The sequence below is a fragment of the Peteryoungia desertarenae genome (assembly GCF_005860795.2).
Classification (GTDB): domain Bacteria; phylum Pseudomonadota; class Alphaproteobacteria; order Rhizobiales; family Rhizobiaceae; genus Allorhizobium; species Allorhizobium desertarenae.
The window spans coordinates 2934267-2954574 of sequence record NZ_CP058350.1 but is presented as its reverse complement, the minus strand read 5'-3'; the positions used below and the strand labels follow the sequence as shown (position 1 = coordinate 2954574).

The 20308-nt window shown below is 60.1% G+C and carries 22 protein-coding genes, 1 pseudogene and 2 riboswitches; of the genes and pseudogenes, 18 read left to right on the top strand and 5 right to left on the bottom strand.

The annotated features are described in order from the left end of the window. Positions 1–112: 112 nt before the first annotated feature. The 8 genes from sufB to sufA all read left to right on the top strand — a co-directional run bounded on the left by sufB (position 113) and on the right by sufA (position 6656). A complete protein-coding gene (gene sufB / locus FE840_RS14440) occupies positions 113–1582 on the top strand; it encodes a Fe-S cluster assembly protein SufB (protein ID WP_138286196.1) in 1470 nt (489 codons plus the stop codon). 80 nt (positions 1583–1662) lie between these two features. Next, positions 1663–2004 carry a GIY-YIG nuclease family protein gene (locus FE840_RS14435; protein ID WP_138286195.1) on the top strand — a complete coding sequence of 114 codons (342 nt, stop codon included), beginning with the start codon at positions 1663–1665 and terminating at the stop codon, positions 2002–2004. Positions 2005–2124: 120 nt separating this feature from the next. After that, entirely contained in the window at positions 2125–2880 is a 756-nt protein-coding gene (gene sufC / locus FE840_RS14430) for a Fe-S cluster assembly ATPase SufC (RefSeq protein WP_138286194.1), read from the top strand. 30 nt (positions 2881–2910) lie between these two features. Further along, on the top strand, positions 2911–4188 hold the full coding sequence (sufD, locus tag FE840_RS14425; protein WP_138286193.1) for a Fe-S cluster assembly protein SufD: 1278 nt from the start codon (positions 2911–2913) through the stop codon (positions 4186–4188). Next, positions 4181–5425, top strand: a complete 1245-nt coding sequence (locus tag FE840_RS14420; RefSeq protein ID WP_138286192.1) for a cysteine desulfurase — start codon at positions 4181–4183, stop codon at positions 5423–5425. The genes sufD and FE840_RS14420 overlap by 8 nt, the downstream gene beginning before the upstream one ends. An 11-nt stretch (positions 5426–5436) precedes the next feature. Beyond that, complete coding sequence (locus FE840_RS14415) at positions 5437–5811, top strand: SUF system Fe-S cluster assembly protein (protein ID WP_138286191.1); 375 nt, start codon at positions 5437–5439, stop codon at positions 5809–5811. Between the two features lie 93 nt (positions 5812–5904). Beyond that, positions 5905–6168: a ribbon-helix-helix domain-containing protein gene (locus tag FE840_RS14410; protein WP_171033660.1), complete on the top strand. Its 264-nt coding sequence runs from the start codon at positions 5905–5907 to the stop codon at positions 6166–6168. Positions 6169–6266: 98 nt separating this feature from the next. Continuing rightward, complete coding sequence (gene sufA, locus FE840_RS14405; RefSeq protein ID WP_138286189.1) at positions 6267–6656, top strand: Fe-S cluster assembly scaffold SufA; 390 nt, start codon at positions 6267–6269, stop codon at positions 6654–6656. 42 nt (positions 6657–6698) lie between these two features. Here the strand turns inward: sufA and FE840_RS14400 are convergent, their stop codons facing one another. The 4 genes from FE840_RS14400 to gcvT all read right to left on the bottom strand — a co-directional run bounded on the left by FE840_RS14400 (position 6699) and on the right by gcvT (position 11595). Beyond that, a complete protein-coding gene (locus tag FE840_RS14400) occupies positions 6699–7025 on the bottom strand; it encodes a flagellar basal body rod C-terminal domain-containing protein (protein WP_138286188.1) in 327 nt (108 codons plus the stop codon). A gap of 187 nt (positions 7026–7212) precedes the next feature. Further along, the gene (gcvP, locus tag FE840_RS14395; RefSeq protein WP_138286187.1) at positions 7213–10071 is read right to left on the bottom strand and encodes an aminomethyl-transferring glycine dehydrogenase; all 2859 of its coding nucleotides are present in this window, start codon (positions 10069–10071) and stop codon (positions 7213–7215) included. Beyond that, the gene (gcvH, locus tag FE840_RS14390) at positions 10071–10433 is read right to left on the bottom strand and encodes a glycine cleavage system protein GcvH (protein WP_138286186.1); all 363 of its coding nucleotides are present in this window, start codon (positions 10431–10433) and stop codon (positions 10071–10073) included. Before gcvH ends, gcvP begins: the two co-directional genes overlap by 1 nt. 22 nt (positions 10434–10455) lie before the next feature. Next, a complete protein-coding gene (gene gcvT, locus FE840_RS14385; RefSeq protein ID WP_138286185.1) occupies positions 10456–11595 on the bottom strand; it encodes a glycine cleavage system aminomethyltransferase GcvT in 1140 nt (379 codons plus the stop codon). Between the two features lie 149 nt (positions 11596–11744). Then, a riboswitch (glycine riboswitch) is annotated at positions 11745–11833 on the bottom strand. Positions 11834–12001: 168 nt separating this feature from the next. Between gcvT and FE840_RS14380 the strand changes: the two genes are divergently transcribed. Next, positions 12002–12385, top strand: a complete 384-nt coding sequence (locus tag FE840_RS14380; RefSeq protein WP_138286184.1) for a hypothetical protein — start codon at positions 12002–12004, stop codon at positions 12383–12385. Between the two features lie 309 nt (positions 12386–12694). Continuing rightward, positions 12695–13150: pseudogene (locus FE840_RS20885) on the top strand (copper chaperone PCu(A)C); the annotation flags it as partial. A gap of 107 nt (positions 13151–13257) precedes the next feature. Here FE840_RS20885 and FE840_RS14370 read toward each other — a convergent pair. Further along, a complete protein-coding gene (locus tag FE840_RS14370) occupies positions 13258–13533 on the bottom strand; it encodes a hypothetical protein (RefSeq protein ID WP_138286182.1) in 276 nt (91 codons plus the stop codon). Between the two features lie 212 nt (positions 13534–13745). On the opposite strand from FE840_RS14370, the gene FE840_RS14365 reads away from it, so the two are divergent. From FE840_RS14365 to cobW, 8 genes are all read left to right on the top strand, one after another. Beyond that, complete coding sequence (locus FE840_RS14365) at positions 13746–14282, top strand: flavodoxin domain-containing protein (RefSeq protein WP_138286181.1); 537 nt, start codon at positions 13746–13748, stop codon at positions 14280–14282. A 51-nt stretch (positions 14283–14333) separates the two neighbouring features. Then, on the top strand, positions 14334–14711 hold the full coding sequence (gene crcB, locus FE840_RS14360; protein ID WP_138286180.1) for a fluoride efflux transporter CrcB: 378 nt from the start codon (positions 14334–14336) through the stop codon (positions 14709–14711). Between the two features lie 164 nt (positions 14712–14875). Next, on the top strand, positions 14876–15868 hold the full coding sequence (locus FE840_RS14355; RefSeq protein ID WP_138286179.1) for an RluA family pseudouridine synthase: 993 nt from the start codon (positions 14876–14878) through the stop codon (positions 15866–15868). Next, the gene (locus tag FE840_RS14350) at positions 15865–16524 is read left to right on the top strand and encodes an HAD-IA family hydrolase (RefSeq protein ID WP_138286178.1); all 660 of its coding nucleotides are present in this window, start codon (positions 15865–15867) and stop codon (positions 16522–16524) included. The genes FE840_RS14355 and FE840_RS14350 overlap by 4 nt, the downstream gene beginning before the upstream one ends. A gap of 4 nt (positions 16525–16528) precedes the next feature. Then, complete coding sequence (locus FE840_RS14345) at positions 16529–17332, top strand: ATP12 family chaperone protein (protein ID WP_138286177.1); 804 nt, start codon at positions 16529–16531, stop codon at positions 17330–17332. Positions 17333–17393: 61 nt separating this feature from the next. Further along, on the top strand, positions 17394–18107 hold the full coding sequence (locus FE840_RS14340) for a hypothetical protein (RefSeq protein ID WP_138286176.1): 714 nt from the start codon (positions 17394–17396) through the stop codon (positions 18105–18107). A 77-nt stretch (positions 18108–18184) separates the two neighbouring features. After that, a riboswitch (cobalamin riboswitch) is annotated at positions 18185–18554 on the top strand. 149 nt (positions 18555–18703) lie between these two features. Then, positions 18704–19228: a bifunctional adenosylcobinamide kinase/adenosylcobinamide-phosphate guanylyltransferase gene (gene cobU, locus FE840_RS14335; RefSeq protein WP_138286175.1), complete on the top strand. Its 525-nt coding sequence runs from the start codon at positions 18704–18706 to the stop codon at positions 19226–19228. Positions 19229–19231: 3 nt separating this feature from the next. After that, entirely contained in the window at positions 19232–20308 is a 1077-nt protein-coding gene (gene cobW / locus FE840_RS14330; RefSeq protein WP_138286174.1) for a cobalamin biosynthesis protein CobW, read from the top strand.

The following is a 20308-nucleotide window of genomic DNA, read 5'->3' as shown; positions in this document are numbered from 1 at the left end:
TTGCCTTGCCACCGGGGGTGAAATACCACCTCCAGACATTACATAGGGTGGGATACACCGCCCAACGTTAACAAGCTGCCGGAATTTGGCCCGGCAAGATTGGAGAACGACCATGGCTGCTGTGCAGGAAACGATCGATCAGGTCCGCCAGATCGACGTCGACCAGTACAAGTACGGTTTTGAAACCACGATCGAAGTCGACAAGGCCCCGAAGGGCCTGTCGGAAGACATCGTCCGCTTCATTTCGGCCAAGAAGAACGAGCCGGAATGGATGCTCGAATGGCGCCTCGACGCCTACAGGCGCTGGCTGACGATGGTCGAGCCCAGCTGGGCGCGCGTCGACTATCCGAAGATCGACTTCAACGACATCTACTACTACGCCGCACCGAAGACGGCTGCCGGCCCGAAGTCGCTGGACGAAGTCGACCCGGAACTCCTCAAGGTCTATGAGAAGCTCGGCATTCCGCTGAAAGAGCAGGAAATGCTGGCCGGCGTCCAGTCATCGAAGATCGCCGTCGACGCCGTCTTCGATTCGGTCTCCGTTGTCACGACCTTCAAGGAAGAGCTCAAGAAGGCCGGCGTGATCTTCATGTCGATCTCGGAAGCCGTGCGCGAATATCCCGAGCTGGTGAAAAAATATCTCGGCTCAGTTGTCCCGGTCACCGACAATTATTATGCGACGCTGAATTCGGCCGTCTTCACCGACGGTTCCTTCGTCTTCATCCCGAAGGGCGTTCGCTGCCCGATGGAGCTCTCGACCTATTTCCGCATCAACGAGAAGAACACCGGCCAGTTCGAGCGCACGCTGATCATCGCCGAAGAAGGCGCTTACGTTTCCTATCTCGAAGGCTGCACGGCACCCCAGCGCGACGAAAACCAGCTGCATGCAGCCGTCGTCGAACTCGTGGCGCTCGATGATGCCGAGATCAAGTATTCGACCGTCCAGAACTGGTATCCGGGCGACAAGGACGGCAAGGGCGGCATCTACAACTTCGTGACCAAGCGCGGCGATTGCCGTGGTGCGCGCTCGAAGATCTCCTGGACCCAGGTCGAAACCGGCTCGGCCATCACCTGGAAATACCCATCCTGCATCCTGCGCGGCGACGACAGCCAGGGCGAGTTCTACTCGATCGCCGTCTCCAACGGCCATCAGCAGGTCGACAGCGGCACCAAGATGATCCATCTCGGCAAGAACACCAAGAGCCGGATCATCTCCAAGGGCATCTCGGCCGGCGTGTCGCAGAACACCTATCGCGGCCAGGTCTCGATGCATCGCAAGGCGGCAAATGCGCGGAACTTTACGAACTGCGATTCGCTCCTGATCGGGGACACCTGCGGCGCGCATACCGTGCCTTACATCGAGGTGAAGAACTCGACGGCCAAGGTGGAGCACGAGGCGACGACCTCGAAGATTTCCGAGGACCAGAAGTTCTACGCCATGCAGCGCGGCATCCCGGAAGAAGAGGCGATCGCGCTCATCGTCAACGGCTTCGTCCGCGACGTCATCCAGCAGCTGCCGATGGAATTCGCAGTTGAAGCGCAGAAGCTGATCAACATCTCGCTGGAGGGTTCGGTCGGCTGATGAAGCGGCGCGATCAGCCCTTTGCGGTCGTCATCCTCGGGCTTGTCCCGAGGATCTACTGCCGGCGAGGCTGATGCGCGATGTCCGGCTTCGTTTACATGATGTCGGACAAGCCACGTGGCGTGATTTACACCGGGGTGACCAGCGACCTTCAGGGGCGCATATGGGAACACCGAAATGAAGTGAGGGAAGGTTTTACGTCCAGATACAATGCGAAGCTTTTGGTGTGGTTCGAGCAGCATCCGAACATCGTCCTCGCGATCCGACGAGAGAAGTCTATGAAGCGCTATCTGCGGGACTGGAAGATCAAGCTGATCGAAGGGCTAAACCCGACATGGCTCGATCTCTATGACCGGATCTATGAGATCGAAAACGTCTACTCACCGCATCCGAGTTCACCGCAATGGTCGGACTATAACTGAAACGGCAGTGGATCCTCGGGACAAGCCCGAGGATGACGAACATGAAAAGACGTGCCTTCACCAGGCGCAACAGGAAACGACAGGCGGCCCTTGAACCGCCCGATGGACAGGAAGACAGACATGCTTGAAATCAGAAATCTCCATGCCCGCATCGCCGAAGACGGCACCGAAATCATCCGCGGCCTGAACCTCACCGTGAAGGCCGGCGAAGTCGCCGCCATCATGGGCCCGAACGGTTCGGGTAAGTCGACGCTGTCCTACATCCTGTCGGGCCGCGAAGACTATGAAGTTACCGAAGGCGATATCCTCTACAACGGCGAGAGCATTCTGGAACTCGACCCGGCCGAGCGCGCCGCCAAGGGCATCTTCCTCGCCTTCCAGTACCCGGTCGAAATCCCGGGCGTCGCCACCATGCAGTTCCTCAAGGTCGCGATGAACTCGCAGCGCAAGGCGCGTGGCGAGGACGAGCTGACGACGCCGGACTTCATGCGCCGCGTCAAGGAAGCCGCTGCCGAGCTGAAGATCAACCCGGACATGCTCAAGCGTCCGCTCAATGTCGGCTTCTCCGGCGGTGAGAAGAAGCGCGCCGAAATCCTGCAGATGGCGCTGCTCGAGCCGAAGCTCTGCATCCTCGACGAAACCGACAGCGGCCTCGATATCGACGCTCTCAAGATCGTCGCCGATGGCGTGAACGCGCTGAAGCGTCCCGACCGCGCAACTGTTGTCATCACCCACTATCAGCGCCTGCTCGACTACATCGTGCCGGACACCGTTCACGTCCTTTACAAGGGCCAGATCATCAAGTCCGGCGACAAGTCGCTGGCGCTTGATCTGGAAGCGAACGGCTATGCCGACATCACGGGGCAGGCTGCCTGAGTTCGGGCCGAGTTTGAAGGAGTTGCAACGATGACATTGCAAGCGGCCAACCGGCTCACCGCAGCCGAGACCCAGCTCATCGACGCCTATACCAACCAGATCGGCAGCTTGCCCGGCGATGGCGCCGTGCTTCTGAAGCGTGACGGCCTGTTCGACGCGCTGAAGCGCCAGGGTCTGCCGACGCGCCGCATCGAGACCTTCCACTATACGGACCTCAAGGCGCTGCTGCGTGCCCTTCCGGCCGACGAGCCGCAGGCGGTTGCCAAGGCGGTCAATCCGCTGGTGTCTGGCGCAACCGTGCTCAATATCCTGCAGGGCGTGGCCCAGGCCCCCGCTGCGCTGCCGGAAGGCCTTGGCGTTTCGCTCTATCGCGATGCGCTGACGAACGGTGACGCCGCTGAAGGTCTGACCGCTTTCAACGGTGACGACACGATCGGCCGCCTGAACGGCGCTTTCGTGCGCGATGGCTTCACGCTCGACGTGGCCGAAGACGCCGACATCGAAGCGCCGATCGAACTGCAGTCGGTGCATGCCGCCGGCCAGCTGCATCTGCGCTTCCCGGCCAGCTTCGGCAAGGGTTCCAAGGCCACCGTCATCGAGCGCCATATCGGCCAGAGCGGTTCGGCCGCACTCGCCTCTGTTGTCGCCGACCTGAAGCTCGGCGAGGGTTCCGAGATCACCTGGGTGATCCTGCAGGGCGAAGGCGATGCCGACACGCATCTTGGCCAGATCCGCGCCGAACTCGGCACAGACGCCAAGTTCCGCCTCTTCGTCGTCAATGCGGGCGGCAAACTGGTCCGTCAGGAAGTGCATGTGAAGGCGGCAGGCGAAGGCTCCGACTTCATGCTGCGCGGCGTCAACCTGCTCGGCGGTGACACCCATACCGACGTCACGATGACGCTCGGCCATAACGTCCCGAACACGACCTCGACAGAAATCATCCGCAATGTCGTCTTCGATCGCGCCAAGGGTGTGTTCCAGGGCATGATCCGGGTTGCTCCGGATGCCCAGAAGACCGATGCGCGCATGGCCTGCAACACGCTGCTGATGTCTGACGATGCCGAGTTCTCGGTGAAGCCGGAGCTTGAAATCTTTGCCGATGACGTGCAGTGCGCCCATGGCGCGACGGTCGCCGACATCGTCAAGAGCCATCTCTACTACCTGATGTCGCGTGGCATTCCGGAAAAGAAGGCCCGTGCGCTGCTAATCAATGGCTTCGTTGCCGAAATCGTCGAGGAGCTCGAAAACGAGCCGCTCGTCGAGGCTCTGGAAGAGATCATCACCGACTGGCTGGAGCACCATGGCTGACACGATCGCGGCACGGACAGGTTACGACGTTGAAGCCGTCAGACGGGATTTCCCGATCCTGTCGCGCGAGGTCTATGGCAAACCGCTGGTTTATCTCGACAATGCCGCCTCGGCCCAGAAGCCGCGGCAGGTGATCGACGCGATCAGCAACGCCTATTCGAACGAATATGCCAATGTGCATCGTGGCCTGCATTTCCTGTCCAATGCCGCGACGGACGCCTATGAAGCGGCGCGCGAGAAGGTGCGTCGCTTCCTGAATGCCCCTTCGATTGACGAGGTGATCTTCACCAAGTCCTCCACCGAGGCGATCAACACGGTCGCCTATGGCTGGGGCATGAAGCATATCGGCGAAGGCGACGAGATCGTGCTCTCGATCATGGAGCACCATTCCAACATCGTGCCCTGGCATTTCCTCCGGGAACGCAAGGGTGCCAAGCTCGTCTGGGCCCCGGTCACCGACGAAGGCGCCTTCGATATGGAAGCCTTCGAAAAGTGCCTCACAGAGCGTACCAAGCTGATCGCCATCACCCATATGTCGAACGCGCTCGGTACCGTCGTGCCGATCAAGGAGGTCTGCCGCATTGCCCGTGAGCGCGGCATCGCCGTCATGGTCGATGGCAGCCAGGGCGCGGTGCATATGCCTGTCGACGTCCAGGATCTCGGTTGCGACTGGTATGCCGTGACCGGCCACAAGCTCTATGGTCCCTCAGGCATCGGCGTACTCTATGGCAAAATGGACCGCCTGCGCGACATGGACCCGTTCATGGGCGGCGGTGAGATGATCATCGAGGTGGCCGAAGATCGCGTGACCTATAACGAGCCGCCGCATCGCTTCGAGGCCGGCACGCCGCCGATCGTCCAGGCAATCGGCCTTGGCTACGCGCTCGACTATATGGAGAGCCTTGGCCGCGAGGCGATTGCAGCCCACGAGGAAAGCCTGCGCGCCTATGCGCATGAGCGTCTGTCGGCGATCAATTCGCTGCGCATCATCGGCAACGCGCCGGGCAAGGGGGCGATATTTTCCTTCGAGCTCGCTGGCATCCATGCCCATGACGTGTCCATGCTGATCGATCGCCGCGGCGTTGCAGTCAGGGCCGGCACCCATTGCGCGCAGCCACTGCTTGCCCGTTTCGGCGTGACTTCAACATGCCGTGCGTCTTTCGGGCTTTACAATACGCGCGAGGAGGTCGACGCTCTGGCGGATGCGCTCGACTATGCGCGAAGCTTCTTCGCCTGAGGAATGATAGAATGACTGAGACCGATACAAAACCGGATGTCCGTGAAGGCATCGTGCAGACAGCCCTGCCTGCCGACGAGGTCGCTCGATTGTCGGACGACATCATTGCGGCGCTGAAGACGGTTTATGATCCGGAAATTCCGGCAGATATCTTTGAACTCGGCCTGATCTATAAGATCGATATTGAGGATGACAGAACCGTCAAGATCGTCATGACGCTGACTGCGCCTGGATGCCCGGTGGCTGGCGAGATGCCTGGCTGGGTCGAGAACGCGGTCGGTGCGGTCGAAGGCGTTTCGGGCGTCGAGGTCGAGATGACATTTGATCCACCATGGACGCCGGACCGCATGTCCGAAGAGGCACAGGTGGCCGTTGGTTGGTACTGACGTCGGCGATTGGCCCATGATTGGCCGTGACACCGGTTCGGGAAGTTCCTAGTCTGGTCAGCGCTCTTGGAGGTTCAGATCAGCATGCCACAGGTGACGACAATCATTGTCAATCTCGATGCTGAAGCGCTTCAGGTGGTTGAGGGGGCCATAGCCTCCGGCGAGTTCGGTTCAGCGCAGGAGGTTATTCTCGCTGCGCTGGGTGACTGGCAGATCAACAGACTGCTGAATGGGGTCGCCAAAGAAGAGCCTGACCCCGTTCCAGAAGCGGTTCTTGAACTCGGCGATCCAGTTGATGGAGAAGCTGGGTTTGGAGAGATTGATCTCGAATCCTATCTTGCATCGCGGAAGCGATGAGGTGTTCTGGTTCGGTCCACCTTATTGATCCAGACACGCGGAACAACTAAATCGTGCGTAGCGCCGGACCTTGAACCCGGTTGCGACAGGAGATGAGAATGGGCTTTCAAGTGATGACCATGAGCGATGCGGCGGCAAGCCGCGTCAACGCAATCGTCCAGACTTCAGGTCCTGATGCCAAAGGCATTCGGGTCGGGATCAAGAAGGGCGGCTGCGCTGGCATGGAATATACAATCGACCTCGTGACCGAGCCCAATCCCAAAGATGACCGGATCGAGCATGCCGGAGCGACCGTATGGATTGATCCTGCGGCGGTGCTTTATCTGCTTGGAACCCAGATGGATTTCGAAGTGACCACGCTTCGCTCTGGCTTCACCTTCCACAACCCGAACCAGACTTCTGCCTGTGGATGCGGCGAATCTGTTGAGCTCAAGGCTGCTGATCTGGCGGAGCTGGCGCGTCAGAAGCAGGAATCTGCGTCGGTCTAAGCTCCCGGGCGATATCGGATACCTGTCCCGTTGAAGGATCGGTCAGTCTCGCTTGATGCTGATAAGAACATCCCACATGTCTGCCCCGGTTTCCCAGGCCGACGCGTTGGCCTTGAAGCCTATTTCCGCCTCAACCAGATTGAGCATCTCTTCAGCCAGATCGACATTGGATGATCCCGGAAGCGCAGCTTCGCCGGAAGGCTGAACTCGAGCTATCACGCCACCACCTTCGACGGTTGTCATCTTCGATTGCAGCCGGTCATAGCCTGGCGTCATGGCATTGGCCACATTTTTGGCCGTCGCTGCAGCACGGTTTTGCTGTGCCTGCATTCCCGATAGAGAAATGCTCATAGCCACCGAAAGTGTCATGACCGGAATCCTCACATATCCTCACCAATAGACTACTCGAGTTCTCTTAGCGGGAGGTGAAAGCTGCGGGTTAACATCCCGTTGATTGCTCAGCTTCAGACGTTTCGGAATGACACAGCGTCGCCCGCACAAAAAACGCCGCCTCGGGGTGAGGCGGCGTCTGTTTCAGTGTCGGTTTTCTGGCGTGTTACTCGGCGGCTTCCGCGTAAGCCTCCATCGGCGGGCAGGTGCAGACCAGGTTACGGTCACCATAGACATTGTCGACGCGGTTCACCGAGGACCAGTACTTGTCCACCCGGAAGGCGCCCGGCGGGTAGCAGGCCTGTTCGCGGCTATAGGGGCGATCCCACTGGCCGACGAGGTCTTCCACCGTATGTGGTGCGTTCTTCAGTGGATTGTTGGTCTTGTCCATCCGGCCTTCTTCGATGGCGCGGGCTTCCTCGCGGATCGCCAGCATCGCTTCGCAGAAGCGATCGATTTCGGCCTTGGTCTCCGATTCTGTCGGCTCGATCATCAGCGTGCCCGCGACCGGCCAGCTCATGGTCGGCGCGTGGAAGCCGCAGTCGATCAGGCGCTTGGCGACATCGTCAACGGTCACGCCGGCAGAGGCCTGCAGTGGACGGGTGTCGATGATGCATTCATGCGCCACACGACCCGAGGCAGAGGTATAGAGCACGTCATAAGCGCCCTTCAGCCGTGCCGCGATATAGTTGGCGTTGAGGATCGCGACCTTCGTCGCCTGTGTCAGACCTTCTCCGCCCATCATCAGGCAATAGGACCAGCTGATCGGCAGGATCGACGGCGAGCCATAAGGACCGGCCGAGACGGCACCCGGACGACCGTCGGTCACGACATGGCCGGGCAGGAAGGGTGCCAGATGCGCCTTGACGCCGATCGGGCCCATACCCGGACCACCGCCGCCATGCGGGATGCAGAAGGTCTTGTGCAGGTTGAGGTGGGAGACGTCAGAGCCGATATCGCCGGGACGCGAAACCCCGACCATGGCGTTCATGTTGGCACCGTCGAGATAGACCTGGCCGCCATGCTGATGGGTGATCTCGCAGATCTCGCGCACCGTTTCCTCGAACACGCCATGGGTCGAGGGATAGGTGATCATGCAGCAGGAGAGATTGGCCGCATGCTCTTCCGCCTTGGCGCGGAAGTCGTCGAGGTCGACGTCGCCGTTTTCCTTCGACTTGACCGGCACGACCGTCATGCCGACCATCTGGGCCGATGCCGGATTGGTGCCGTGCGCCGAGGTCGGGATCAGGCAGACCGTGCGGTGCGCGTCACCGCGAGCGAGGTGGTAGGCGCGTATCGTCAGGAGACCGGCATATTCACCCTGGGCACCCGAATTCGGCTGCATTGAGATCGCGTCGTAGCCAGTCACCGCGCAGAGCTTTTCCGAGAGATCGTCGATCATCTCCTTGTAGCCAAGCGCCTGATCGGCCGGCACGAAGGGATGAATGTCGGAGAATTCCGGCCACGTGATCGGCAGCATTTCCGCCGTGGCGTTGAGCTTCATCGTGCAGGAGCCGAGCGGGATCATGGCGCGGTCGAGCGCGAGATCGCGGTCCGAAAGCCGGCGGATATAGCGGGTCATCTCGCTTTCCGCGCGGTTCATATGGAAGATCGGATGCGTCAGATACTCGCTGGTGCGCAAGAGATCCTTCGGCAGGCGATAATCGGCCTCGAAGTCGGCAACCTTGAAATTGCCGCCAAAGGCACGCCAGACGGCTTCCAACACGGCGGGACGGGTCCGTTCGTCGAGCGCGATGCCGACCTTGGTCTCACCGACCTTGCGCAGGTTTACACCTTCAGCAACGGCAGCCCGCATGACGAGGCCCTGCATGTGGCCGACCTCGACCGTGATCGTGTCGAAGAAGGTTTCCGGCTCGATCGTATAACCGAGCTTTTCCAGACCCTTGGCCAGGATAACCGTCTTCTGATGCACATGCTGGGCAATCGCCTTCAGGCCCTTCGGACCATGGAAGACGGCATACATCGAGGCCATGACGGCGAGCAGCACCTGCGCGGTGCAGATGTTCGACGTCGCCTTTTCGCGGCGGATATGCTGCTCGCGCGTCTGCAGCGACAGGCGATAGGCGCGGTTGCCCCGCGCATCGACGGAGACGCCGACAAGGCGGCCGGGCATGGAGCGCTTGATTGCATCCTTGACCGCCATATAGGCCGCATGCGGACCGCCGTAGCCCATGGGAACGCCGAAACGCTGGGTCGAACCGATGGCGATATCAGCCCCCATTTCGCCCGGTGATTTCAACAGAAGCAGGGCGAGTATGTCGGCGGCGACGGCGGCGAGCGCGCCGGTCTGGTGCAGACGGGCGATCAGGCCGGAGAAGTCGCGCACATGGCCGTGCGTGCCGGGATATTGGAAGATCGCGCCGAAGACTTCCGTCGGGTCGAGATCGGTGAAGGGGTCGCCGACGGTGACGGTCCAGCCAAGCGGCTCGGCGCGGGTCTGGATGACGGCGATGGTCTGCGGGTGGCAGTCCTTGTCGACGAAGAAGCCAGTCGCCTTGGTCTTGGCGCTGCGCTGGCAGAGCGCCATGGCTTCGGCGGCAGCCGTTGCTTCATCGAGCAGAGACGCGTTGGCAACGTCGAGACCGGTGAGATCTGTCACCATGGTCTGGAAGTTGAGAAGTGCCTCCAGGCGGCCCTGGCTGATTTCCGGCTGGTAGGGCGTATAGGCCGTGTACCAGGCCGGGTTTTCCAGGATGTTGCGCTGGATGACCGGCGGCGTGATGGTGCCGTAATAGCCCTGGCCGATCAGCGAGGTCAGGACCTGGTTTTTGTTGGCGATCTCGCGAAGGCGGTCGAGGGCTTCGCGCTCGGTCATGGCCTTGCCCCAGGTCAGCGGCACCTGTTGGCGTATCGAAGCCGGAACGGTCGCATCGATCAGCTCGTCGAGCGAGTGATAGCCTATCACCTTCAGCATGTCTGTCATTTCGGCGGGCGAGGGGCCAATATGGCGCCGATTGGCGAAGTCGTAAGGATCGTAATCCGTGAACTGGAATTCCGTTGTCATTACGCGATCAGCTCCTTGTAGGCGGCCTCGTCGAGCAGGGCGTCGGCGTCAGCGGGATTGGCGAGCTTCAGCTTGAAGAACCAGGCCGCACCTTCCGGATCGGAATTCACCAGCGAAGGGTCATCGACGATGGCCTGGTTGATCTCGACCACTTCACCATCGAGCGGGCAGTAGACGTCGGAGGCTGCCTTGACCGATTCGACGGTTGCAGCACCTGCATCCTTCTTGAAGGTCGCGCCTTCTTCTGGAAGCTCAACGAAGACCAGGTCACCGAGCTGGCCGGCGGCATGCGTGGTGATCCCGACGGTGGCAACATCGCCTTCGATCTTCAGCCATTCGTGTTCGGGGGTGAATTTCAACATGGGTTCTCTCCGGAGATTTTTATCAGCGTTTGTAGGTTGGTGTGATGAAGGGCAGGGCAGTGACGGTCAGGGCCAAGAACTTGCTACGCACCTCCGCAAAGACCTGGGTGCCGGGTTCAGCCATTTCTGTCGGCACATACCCCATGGCGATCGGACCTTCCGCGCTCGGCCCGAAACCGCCGGAGGAGACGTGACCGATTTCGGTCTTGCCTTGGGCATCGGCAAACAGCCTAGCCGGCGGACGCACCGGGGCCTTGCCCTCGGGCTTCAAGCCGACGCGGCGGCGGGAAACGCCACTCTCCAGTTCTCCGAGAATGCGCTGAGCACCCGGAAAGCCGCCTTCGCGGGCTCCACCAGTACGCCGAACCTTCTGGATGCCCCATTCGATCGAGGCCTCGACAGGCGACGTCGTCGTGCCGATGTCGTTGCCATAGAGGCAAAGGCCGGCTTCGAGGCGCAGCGAATCACGGGCGCCAAGCCCGATTGGTTGACAGTCCGGCTGGTCGAGCAGCGTCTTTGCAAGGTCTGTGGCGCGATCGGCTGGCACTGAGATCTCGAAGCCGTCCTCGCCGGAATAGCCGGTGCGCGAGACGAGGGCAGGGATGTCGCCCAGAGACAGTTCACGCACATCCATGAACTTCATCGATGCGACATCGGAGTTTAGCGTGGCGAGAACGGCTTCCGCTTTCGGCCCCTGCAGGGCGAGAAGCGCGCGGTCGTCATGCACGAGAACCTGCACACCTGCCGGAAGCTTCGCCCTGAGATGGGCAATATCGGCATCCTTGCAGCCCGCATTGACGACGACCAGCAGCCGTTCGTCCAGCCGCGAAATCATCAGGTCGTCGAGAATGCCGCCGTTCTCGTCGGTGAAGAAGCCGTAGCGCTGGCGTCTGTCCTTGAGGCCGAGGATATCGACGGGGCACAGCGTTTCCAGGGCCTTGGCCGCATCCTCGTAATTGCCGGAGGCAGCGACGAGTTCGACCTGACCCATATGCGAAACGTCGAAAAGGCCCGCGGCTGCGCGGGTATGCAAATGTTCCCTCAACACGCCGGCCGGATACTGCACCGGCATGTCGTAACCGGCAAAGGGCACCATCCTGGCGCCGAGCGACAGATGAAAATCGTAAAGGGGGGTGCGTTTCAGTCGGCTCTGATCGTCCAAGACGTCGCCTCCGGGTTTAAGCGCTCGCGCGCTTGCTCACATCAGGGCACGGTTGTGCCGGTTCATGAGCCCCCTCTGTCCTTGTGCCTGAGATTGTTATCCCTTCGGCTTGGTCCGCTTTGGAAACGGGCCTCTCTCCAGAGTGCAGTCGACGCCTTGCGGTCCTTTTGCCTGAGAGTTTCCGGGGCGGTTGCTCCTTCGGCACCGGACTGAACCGGTTTCTCCCAACAAGGTTGATGCCGCATTATCCGGGCTGCCGGCCTCTTGGCAAGGGGCGCTGTCGCTTGCGCGCAAATATTTGTCGCCCTTGTTGCCGGAATGCTGGCAAATTGGCTGCAGCCCTGCGGCAACTTCGTCCTTGGCTTTTGGGTTCGCCGGGGCTACAGGAAGTGGAAAGAGGATATTGATGCGGTCTGTTTCGGGGCAATCGGTGTTGATTTTTCGCGTCGTATCGGCGCTGGCACTGTTGTTGCTTGCATTTGCCCATCAGCCGATCCGACCGGCAGCTCAGCCATATGCTGCTGCCTACAGCTTGCCCGATGGCAGTTTTGCCGATCTCTGTTTCGGTGTCGATGTCGCTGAAGCCGATCAGGGTGATGGCCATGATGGCGTTCCTCGCTGCGAGGCCTGCCGGCTGTCATTGTCCGTGCTTCTGCCGGTTCCCGATGACGGGCGCTGGCTGATTGCCCGCGATGACCTCGCCTGTGTCGAGTGGGCGCCGGCGGTGCTTGCGGCCACTTCAGCGGCGCATATGCGCCCGCCCGTCCGAGGGCCTCCCCTTATCGTCTGACAGAGTTTTTTCATTCTGACCTGAGACGGAAACATGCCCCTTGACGCATAGAGGCGCGGGGCTTGGGAGTTATTCATGAAAAGGACTATTTTGACTGCCACGGCACTTGCCACCCTGATCCTTGCCATGCCGGTTGCGGCCTGCGAGCAGCACAAGCATCAGGCAGCGAATGCAACCGAAATCCCGGCAGGCACGGTCGCCGCCTTTGCCGAAGAAATCGACGGACGCAAACCGAAGGCCGAGAGCGGCGTCATGGTTGCCCATGGCGTCAGCCAGAAGGCGGCAAGCGGCCATGGCGACCATTCCACCCATGGTGGTCATAGCGACCATGCCGGCCACGGACATGGTGGTGATGCGGGCAATCCCGGAGGATTCGTGCCGGTCACCCTTGGCGATCTTGAGCTGACCGCCGGCTTCACCCGTGCCATGCTGCCCGGCCAACCGGTGGGCGGCGGCTTTGTCACCATCACCAACAAGGGTGCAAGTGATGATCTGCTGATTGGCGCCACCTCTGCCCAATCTGGCGAAATCCAGCTGCACGAAATGGCTATGGAAGGCGACGTCATGAAGATGCGTCAGCTGGAGGGCGGAATTCCGGTGCCGGCGGGCCAGACGGTCGAGCTGAAGCCCGGCGGCCTGCACTTGATGTTTTACAAGGTGACCGAACCCTTCCAGGAAGGCCAGAGCGTTGCGGTCACGCTGCAGTTCGAAAAGGCCGGCGAAGTCGAGATCGTGTTGCCGGTCGGTCCGGCGCGCGGCAAGTAAGGATAGCCCAAATGAAAACCGCAGCCAGATAGTCTGGCTGCGGTGCTTGGGAGGCGTTTTCGACCTGACGCAACGGTGAGGTCCGTTTGCGATCGAGCGGGGCCCTATCAGGCGACCGAACTGCGGTAGGCTTCGATCGTTTCCTTGAGAGTTGCCTGTTCAAGTTTCTGCTGGTTGGCCGTGAGAAAATAAAGCGCCAGTGCCGGCGGCTGGACGACATTCATCAGCGCGCGTAGACGGAGATCCTCGCTCTGGGCTGCTTTTTCCGCGAGGGTTCGCGTGTGCTCTTCGACATAGGTCTGCCGAGTCACCCGCTGAGGCGGCTTTACTGGTTCCATAGCGTAAGCTGCCGTATTGGCAGAGACTGTTACCACCTGCGTCATGGCTTCCATCCGATACAATTCATGATCTTATCATAAACGATGGATATCACTGCATCTTTAAGCATGCTCTTAAATATTAAATAAATTCTTACACAAGCTCAGGTTTTCTCGTTTTCCTCAGAAAAAATCGGTCTGGTTGCACTTGCGGCAGATCAACTTCATCCCTGACAGGAGGTGATAGCCTCGTCTTCATTCCAAGAATGGAGGCGGAAATGATCATACTTGTCGGCTACACCAGCATTGAAGGGCAAACGAAGAAGATTGCTGAAGCCATCGCTGCAAGAATAGAACAGGCGGGGGATCGGGCTCTGCTCTTCAACATTGCCAGCATGGATGAATACGCCGTGGGTCATCCAGAAGCTGCCATTCTCTGCGCGCCCATCCATGCCGGTCGATATCCGGGCGCATTTACCGATTTCGTCGCGAGAGAAAGGCCATGGCTGAATTCAGTTCCTAGCGCATTCGTGTCCGTCACGCTCTCCATTGCCAGCGACTATGATGATGAGCGCGCAGAGGCAGAACATTTTCCCGAGGCGATGAAGGCGGAAAGCGGATGGAAGCCCGCCATGATCCATCACGCGGCCGGTGCCTTGCGCTTTACGCAATATGACTTCTTCAAGCGCTGGATGATGAAACGCATCGCGTCTCATGAGAATGCGCCGACCGATACCAGCCGGGACCATGAGTTTACGGACTGGACTGCACTGGCCAGCTTTACTACAGATTTCCTCAAGGCGGCGCGCCCCTGATTATCTGCGGGGTATTCCCGGTTCGCCGGTTGATGGCGAAAGGGAAAGACTATGGCTCACGTTTTGCTGGTTGCTCTTGGAGGCGCTATCGGATCCGTACTGCGCTTCCTCACCGGCATGCTGGCGCTGAGGCTCATGGGGCCGAATTTTCCATGGGGGACCCTTACGGTCAATGTCGTCGGCTCTTTCGCCATCGGTCTCATTTCGCATCTGATCTTGACGCGGCTTGGTGGCTCGGAAGCTCTTCGGCTTCTGCTGATCACCGGTGTGCTGGGCGGCTTTACCACCTTCTCGGCCTTTACGCTGGATACGATTGCGCTCGCCGAGCGGGGGGCTGTCGTGGCTCCGCTTGTCTACGTCCTGGCAAGCGTTTGTCTGTCGATTGGTGCGGCCGTGGCAGGATTGGCAATAGCCCGCAGTATCGGCTGAACGTTTTCATCGTTTCCTATTGATCGGAAATGCTCTAAAGCGCTCCCAAAAGGCGCGGTGCATACGCACCGCTGCTCCGGCCAACGCGCTTGCTTTGCTGGTGTGATGTGCCGCTGACATTGTATTGTTGCAGGTCCAGGGATCTGCGTAAGAGAGCTTAATCCATGGCAGGCATTGAACATATCACGGTGGACGCCGACGAGGCGGGCATGCGGCTCGATCGATGGTTCAAGATCCATTATCCGGGTCTGGGCTTCGGCGCGCTTCAGAAACTGCTCCGCTCGGGACAGGTGCGCGTGGATGGCGGTCGTGTGAAAACCGATGCGCGGGTCCAGCCGGGCCAGGTCGTCCGCGTCCCGCCACTGGACGTCGATGCGAAGGTGAAGAGCGGGCCCATCGGGGCACATGATCTGAAGCATTCCGAAGACGGCGAGCTTCTGTCACGCATGCTACTCCATGAAGACGACAAGGTCTTCGTTCTAAACAAGCCTGCCGGTCTTGCGGTCCAGGGCGGATCTGGGCTCGTGCGACATATCGACAAGATGCTGGAGGCCTGGACTAGCAAGAAGGGCGAGAAGCCGCGCCTCGTGCATCGGCTCGACCGGGATACATCCGGTGTCCTCGTTGTGGCCCGTACCCGAGGTGCGGCTCAGAAACTGACTGCTGCCTTCCGCGAGCGCGACACAAAAAAGACCTATTGGTCGCTGGTCAAGGGAGTGCCTCGCAAGCGCGAGGACAAGATCTCCACCTGGCTGACAAAGGACCAGACCGACGAAGGCGACCGCATGCGGGTCTGCAAGCACGGCGAGGACGGCGCAGATCACGCGATTTCCTATTATCGCGTCATCGATACGGCCGCTCATAATCTCTCCTGGCTGGAAATGGAGCCCTATACGGGGCGGACGCACCAGTTGCGTGTCCATGCGCTCCATATCGGTCATCCGATCATCGGCGACCCGAAGTATTTCATCGATGACCACAACTGGGACTTTCCCGGTGGGGTCCAGAAGCGGCTTCATCTTCATGCCCGGCACATCGATCTCCCGCATCCCAGCGGCGGGCGTCTGAAGGTGACCGCGCCTTTGCCGCCGCACATGGTTCAGACCTGGAACCTGCTCGGTTTCGATCAGGCGGATGGCGACAGGGACGCCGAATGAAGCTGGTGCTGTTCGACTGTGACGGGACGCTGGTCGATAGCGGCGGGCTCATTCACGAGGTTATGCTGCGCACGTTTGCTGCGTTTGGAAAGCCAGCGCCAGAACTCGTCGCGACCAAGTCGATTATAGGCCTGACGCTGGATATCGCAATTGCCCGTATTGACGGAAAGCCGCATGCGGATGAAGAGGCCGTCGCAATGGCGGACTATTACAAATCAATTTACAGCGATGTGCGCGGTGAAGGGGCTCATGCCGAACGGATGTTTCCCGGAATTCGCGCAATGCTCGACGCGCTGATCGCGCGTGACGATCTTCTTCTCGGTGCGGTTACGGGAAAATCTCGCAGAGGTCTTGATCTGGTCCTTGATGGATACGATTTGCGGCCTCACCTGTTGTTCAATCGCACGGCGGATGATTGTCCCTCAAAACCGCATCCGGCGATGGTGACGGAATGCTGTGACGAGGCCGGAATTGCGCCCCGCGAGACCATCGTCATCGGGGATGCGGTCTATGACATCCAGATGGCCAAGGCCGCAGGCGCTGCTGCAATTGGCGTTTCATGGGGCTATTCCACGGTCGACGCGCTGTGGGCTGCCGGAGCCGATGCGGTGGTCGAAGACCCGGCCCATATCCCGAGCTATATTCATCAAGGGTGATTTCATGCGAGACGAATTGAGCGATATCTTTGGCCCCTTCATTCCGGAGCCCAGCCACGAGGATCCGGTCAAGCGTGCCCAGATCCAGATGAAGCGCCCGCTGCCGAAGCGATTCTATACGAGCGTTTCCGTAGAGGCGGTTGAGACAGGCTACGGCATTCATCTCGATGGCAAATCGGTCAAGACGCCGGCCAAGAACCCGCTCTCACTGCCGAGCCGCGAAGCGGCGGACTTGGTGGCTGCAGAATGGGCGGCCCAGCATGAGGTGATCAACCCCGCCAGCATGCCGGTTACCAAGCTCGCGAATACCGCCATCGATGCGGTCTCCAAAACTGTCGACGAGGTTGCGGCGGAGATCCTGCGTTTTGCCGGGACGGACCTTCTCTGCTACCGCGCAGACGGTCCGCAGGAACTGGTCGCGCGCCAGACAGCGCGATGGGACCCGGTGCTTGCCTGGCTTGCTACCGCTCATGGCGCTCGCCTGATCCTTGCCGAGGGTGTGATCCACCAATCCCAGCCTGCGGAAGCACTGGCTGCATTTGAGCGCGCTCTGACGCGCCACCGCGATCCCTTCCATCTCTCGGCCCTGCATGTCTTTACGAGCCTGACCGGCTCGGCGGTTCTTGCACTTGCGCTTGTGGAGGGGGAGATCGACCTTGATACGGCGTGGTCGCTGGCGCATCTCGATGAAGACTGGACGATCGAGCATTGGGGCAGTGACGCCGAGGCGGAAGCCCGACGCGAGGCGCGTTACCAGGAGTTTGCGGCTGCCGCTTCGCTCTATTTTGCGCTGCAGGCTCAGGATTAACCAAGATCTAACCATAAAAGGCCAGTGTTCGGGAAATGAACCCTAAGCCGGAACACTGTCCATGGTCGCTTGCATTCCCCGCACTGTCGTCGCTTTGGCGTTCGTGCTTCTGCTTGCATCCTGCAGCGTCCTGCATGGCGGTCCGATCCAGAGGCCGCTCTCCTATCATGTGCGCGATGTTGTGGTCATGGCAGACGCGAAGGTCCCGGCAAGTGTCATTGCCGGGGTGGATCGCCGGGTTGCCGCAGCCATTCGCACGACCATGCCTCCGGCTGGTGCAGAACGGGTCATCCTGACCGTCAAGGTCGATCGCTTCGGACACGGACACAATGCCCGTCGCGATTTCCTGCAGGCGAAATACACCGTAACCGCCGTTTCAATCGAAACCGGCAAACCTGTCGCCAAGGGACATTTTATCGCAAACAGCCCGACCAATGTCCCCGGCATGGAGGAGGAGGCGCTGGCCGAAGAAATGGCCAGCCGCATTCGGTTTGCCTTCGCTCTGACGGTTCCAAGGCTTAGAATCGTCCCGCCACCGAGGACAACATCCACTCAGCTTGCGAGCGGTGTCGAGGTTGCCGAACCCTTTGCCGCAACGCCGCCGCCTGGTCCGGCGTCACCGCTTGCCCCGCGTTCGGCCTATGTCCAGGCGCAGCCGGAAAGAACGGTTGTCCCGCCGGTGCAGTTGCCACGCAGCCAGAGGCCTTCGGTGCCGCCAAGGGGCGTTGCATTGGAAGACGGGGCCAGCGGTACGGTTCGGCTGGGAACCGACTGAGACGAGAACGGCGGAAGACTGCGTTCCGTGACCACTGCCCGTCGCAGCTTCGATTGACTCGATGTGAATTCGGTCCTAATCACTTGAGTACGGATGGTTTCAGTTGCTCTGACATGAGCAGTTGAGAGCAAAAGGGAATGCGAAGCGGGGATCCAGTCCGGACCCGTTTATCGCAGCCGACCCCGCGACTGTAGAGCGGCGAGGGTCTTCCAGCCGATGTTGCCAGGATGGCAGGCGACTGTTCGCACGGTGCGAGCGGCCCGCTGGTTCGGGATTATCGGCAAAGCCACTGGTGTGGCGGCATGATCAGCCTGGGCGGACGCCTCTTTGTCTACGAATCGTCCCCCATTCATGTCGCAGCGACCACCGGGAAGGTGAGGGAGATCCGTTGGCGAGAAATCGCCTCGACCCGCGAGCCAGGAGACCTGCCAACCGTAGGGCATGTGCCCGCTTCAACAAGGGACCGGAAGGTCCCGGTTGCCAGCACGGAGGTTGTCGTGGCGACGGATCATATTAGCGGGGCTTCGTGTCCCCGCGACTTTGCGCATGGCTGCTTTATGCCCGCCGTGTCGCTGCTCAAAGCGGGATGCTGACGGATGTCTGCTACCCGCTCCATTCTCGTACTTGGTGGTGGCCGCTCGGGCAAGTCGCGATTTGCCGAAGGGCTTTGTCGTGACAGCGGGCTGCCGCTTCATTATCTCGCCACCGGCCGTGCCTATGACGATGAGATGCGTCAGCGTATCGAGCTTCACAAGCGGGAGCGCGCCGGTCATGGCTGGGTCACGCATGAGGAGCCGTTGGATCTCTGCGGTGCCTTGCGTCACCTCGATCATGCCGACTGCACCATCCTGGTGGATTGCCTGACACTCTGGGTCACCAATCTGATGATGGAAGAAGGTCGTGCCTTGGAGGCAGACCTTGCCGCCTTGGCGATGCTTCTGCCCGACCTCAAGGCAAAGGTCGTTTTCGTTTCCAATGAAGTCGGTCTTGGCATCGTGCCGGACAACAGGATGGCGCGCGAGTTTCGCGACCATGCCGGCCGACTTCACCAAATGATCGCGGCGAAGGCTGCGGAAGTCTATTTCGTGGCGGCCGGGTTGCCGCTCAAGATGAAGGGTTGAACCATGTTGCAGCAAAAAATCCCCGCCACGGTGATCACCGGTTTTCTGGGTGCGGGCAAAACAACAATCATCCGCAACATGTTGATGAATGCCAATGGCAAGAAGATCGCGCTGATCATCAATGAATTCGGCGACCTCGGTGTGGATGGTGAGGTCCTGAAGGGCTGTGGTGCGGAAAACTGCACCGAAGACGATATCATCGAGCTCACCAATGGCTGCATCTGCTGTACCGTTGCCGATGATTTCGTGCCGACGATGCAGAAGCTTCTGGAGCGCGACGTGAAGCCGGACCACATCGTGATCGAAACGTCAGGACTTGCATTGCCGCAGCCGCTGGTCGCAGCGTTCAACTGGCCGGATATTCGCACTCGTGTCACCGTCGATGGCGTGGTGACCGTCGTCGACAGTGCAGCGGTCGCCGCCGGTCGCTTTGCCGATGATCATGACAGGATCGATGCCGCAAGGGCCGCCGATGACAGTCTGGATCATGAAAGCCCGATCGAGGAGCTCTTCGAGGATCAATTGATCTGCGCCGATCTTATCGTCCTCAACAAGACTGATCTTCTCGACGCGTCTGCCATCGCCGAGGTAAAGACGGAGGTTGCCCGGCGCATCGAGCGCAAGCCGATCCTGATCGAAGCGCGGAATGGTGATGTTCCGGCCATGGTGCTGCTGGGGCTTGGTGCCGGTACGGAAGACGATATCCAGAACCGCAAATCGCATCATGAATTGGAACATGAGGCCCTGCATGCCAGCGGGACGGATCATGACCATCATCACGATCATGACGAGTTTGAAAGCTTTGCGCTGAAACTTGGCGAAGTCCGTGACCCTTCCGCCTTTGTCGACCGGCTGAAGCCTGTCATCGAAAGCCATGATGTGTTGCGGCTGAAGGGCTTCATCGATGTACCCGGCAAGCCGATGCGGCTCGTCATCCAGGCGGTCGGGACCAGAATCGAGACCTATTATGACCGGCCCTGGGCATCGGGCGAGAAGCGCCAGACCCGGCTTGTTGTCATCGGTCTGCATGACTGGGATTACGGCGCTGTGGTCGAGGCCGTTCAGGCAGCGGCAGCCTGA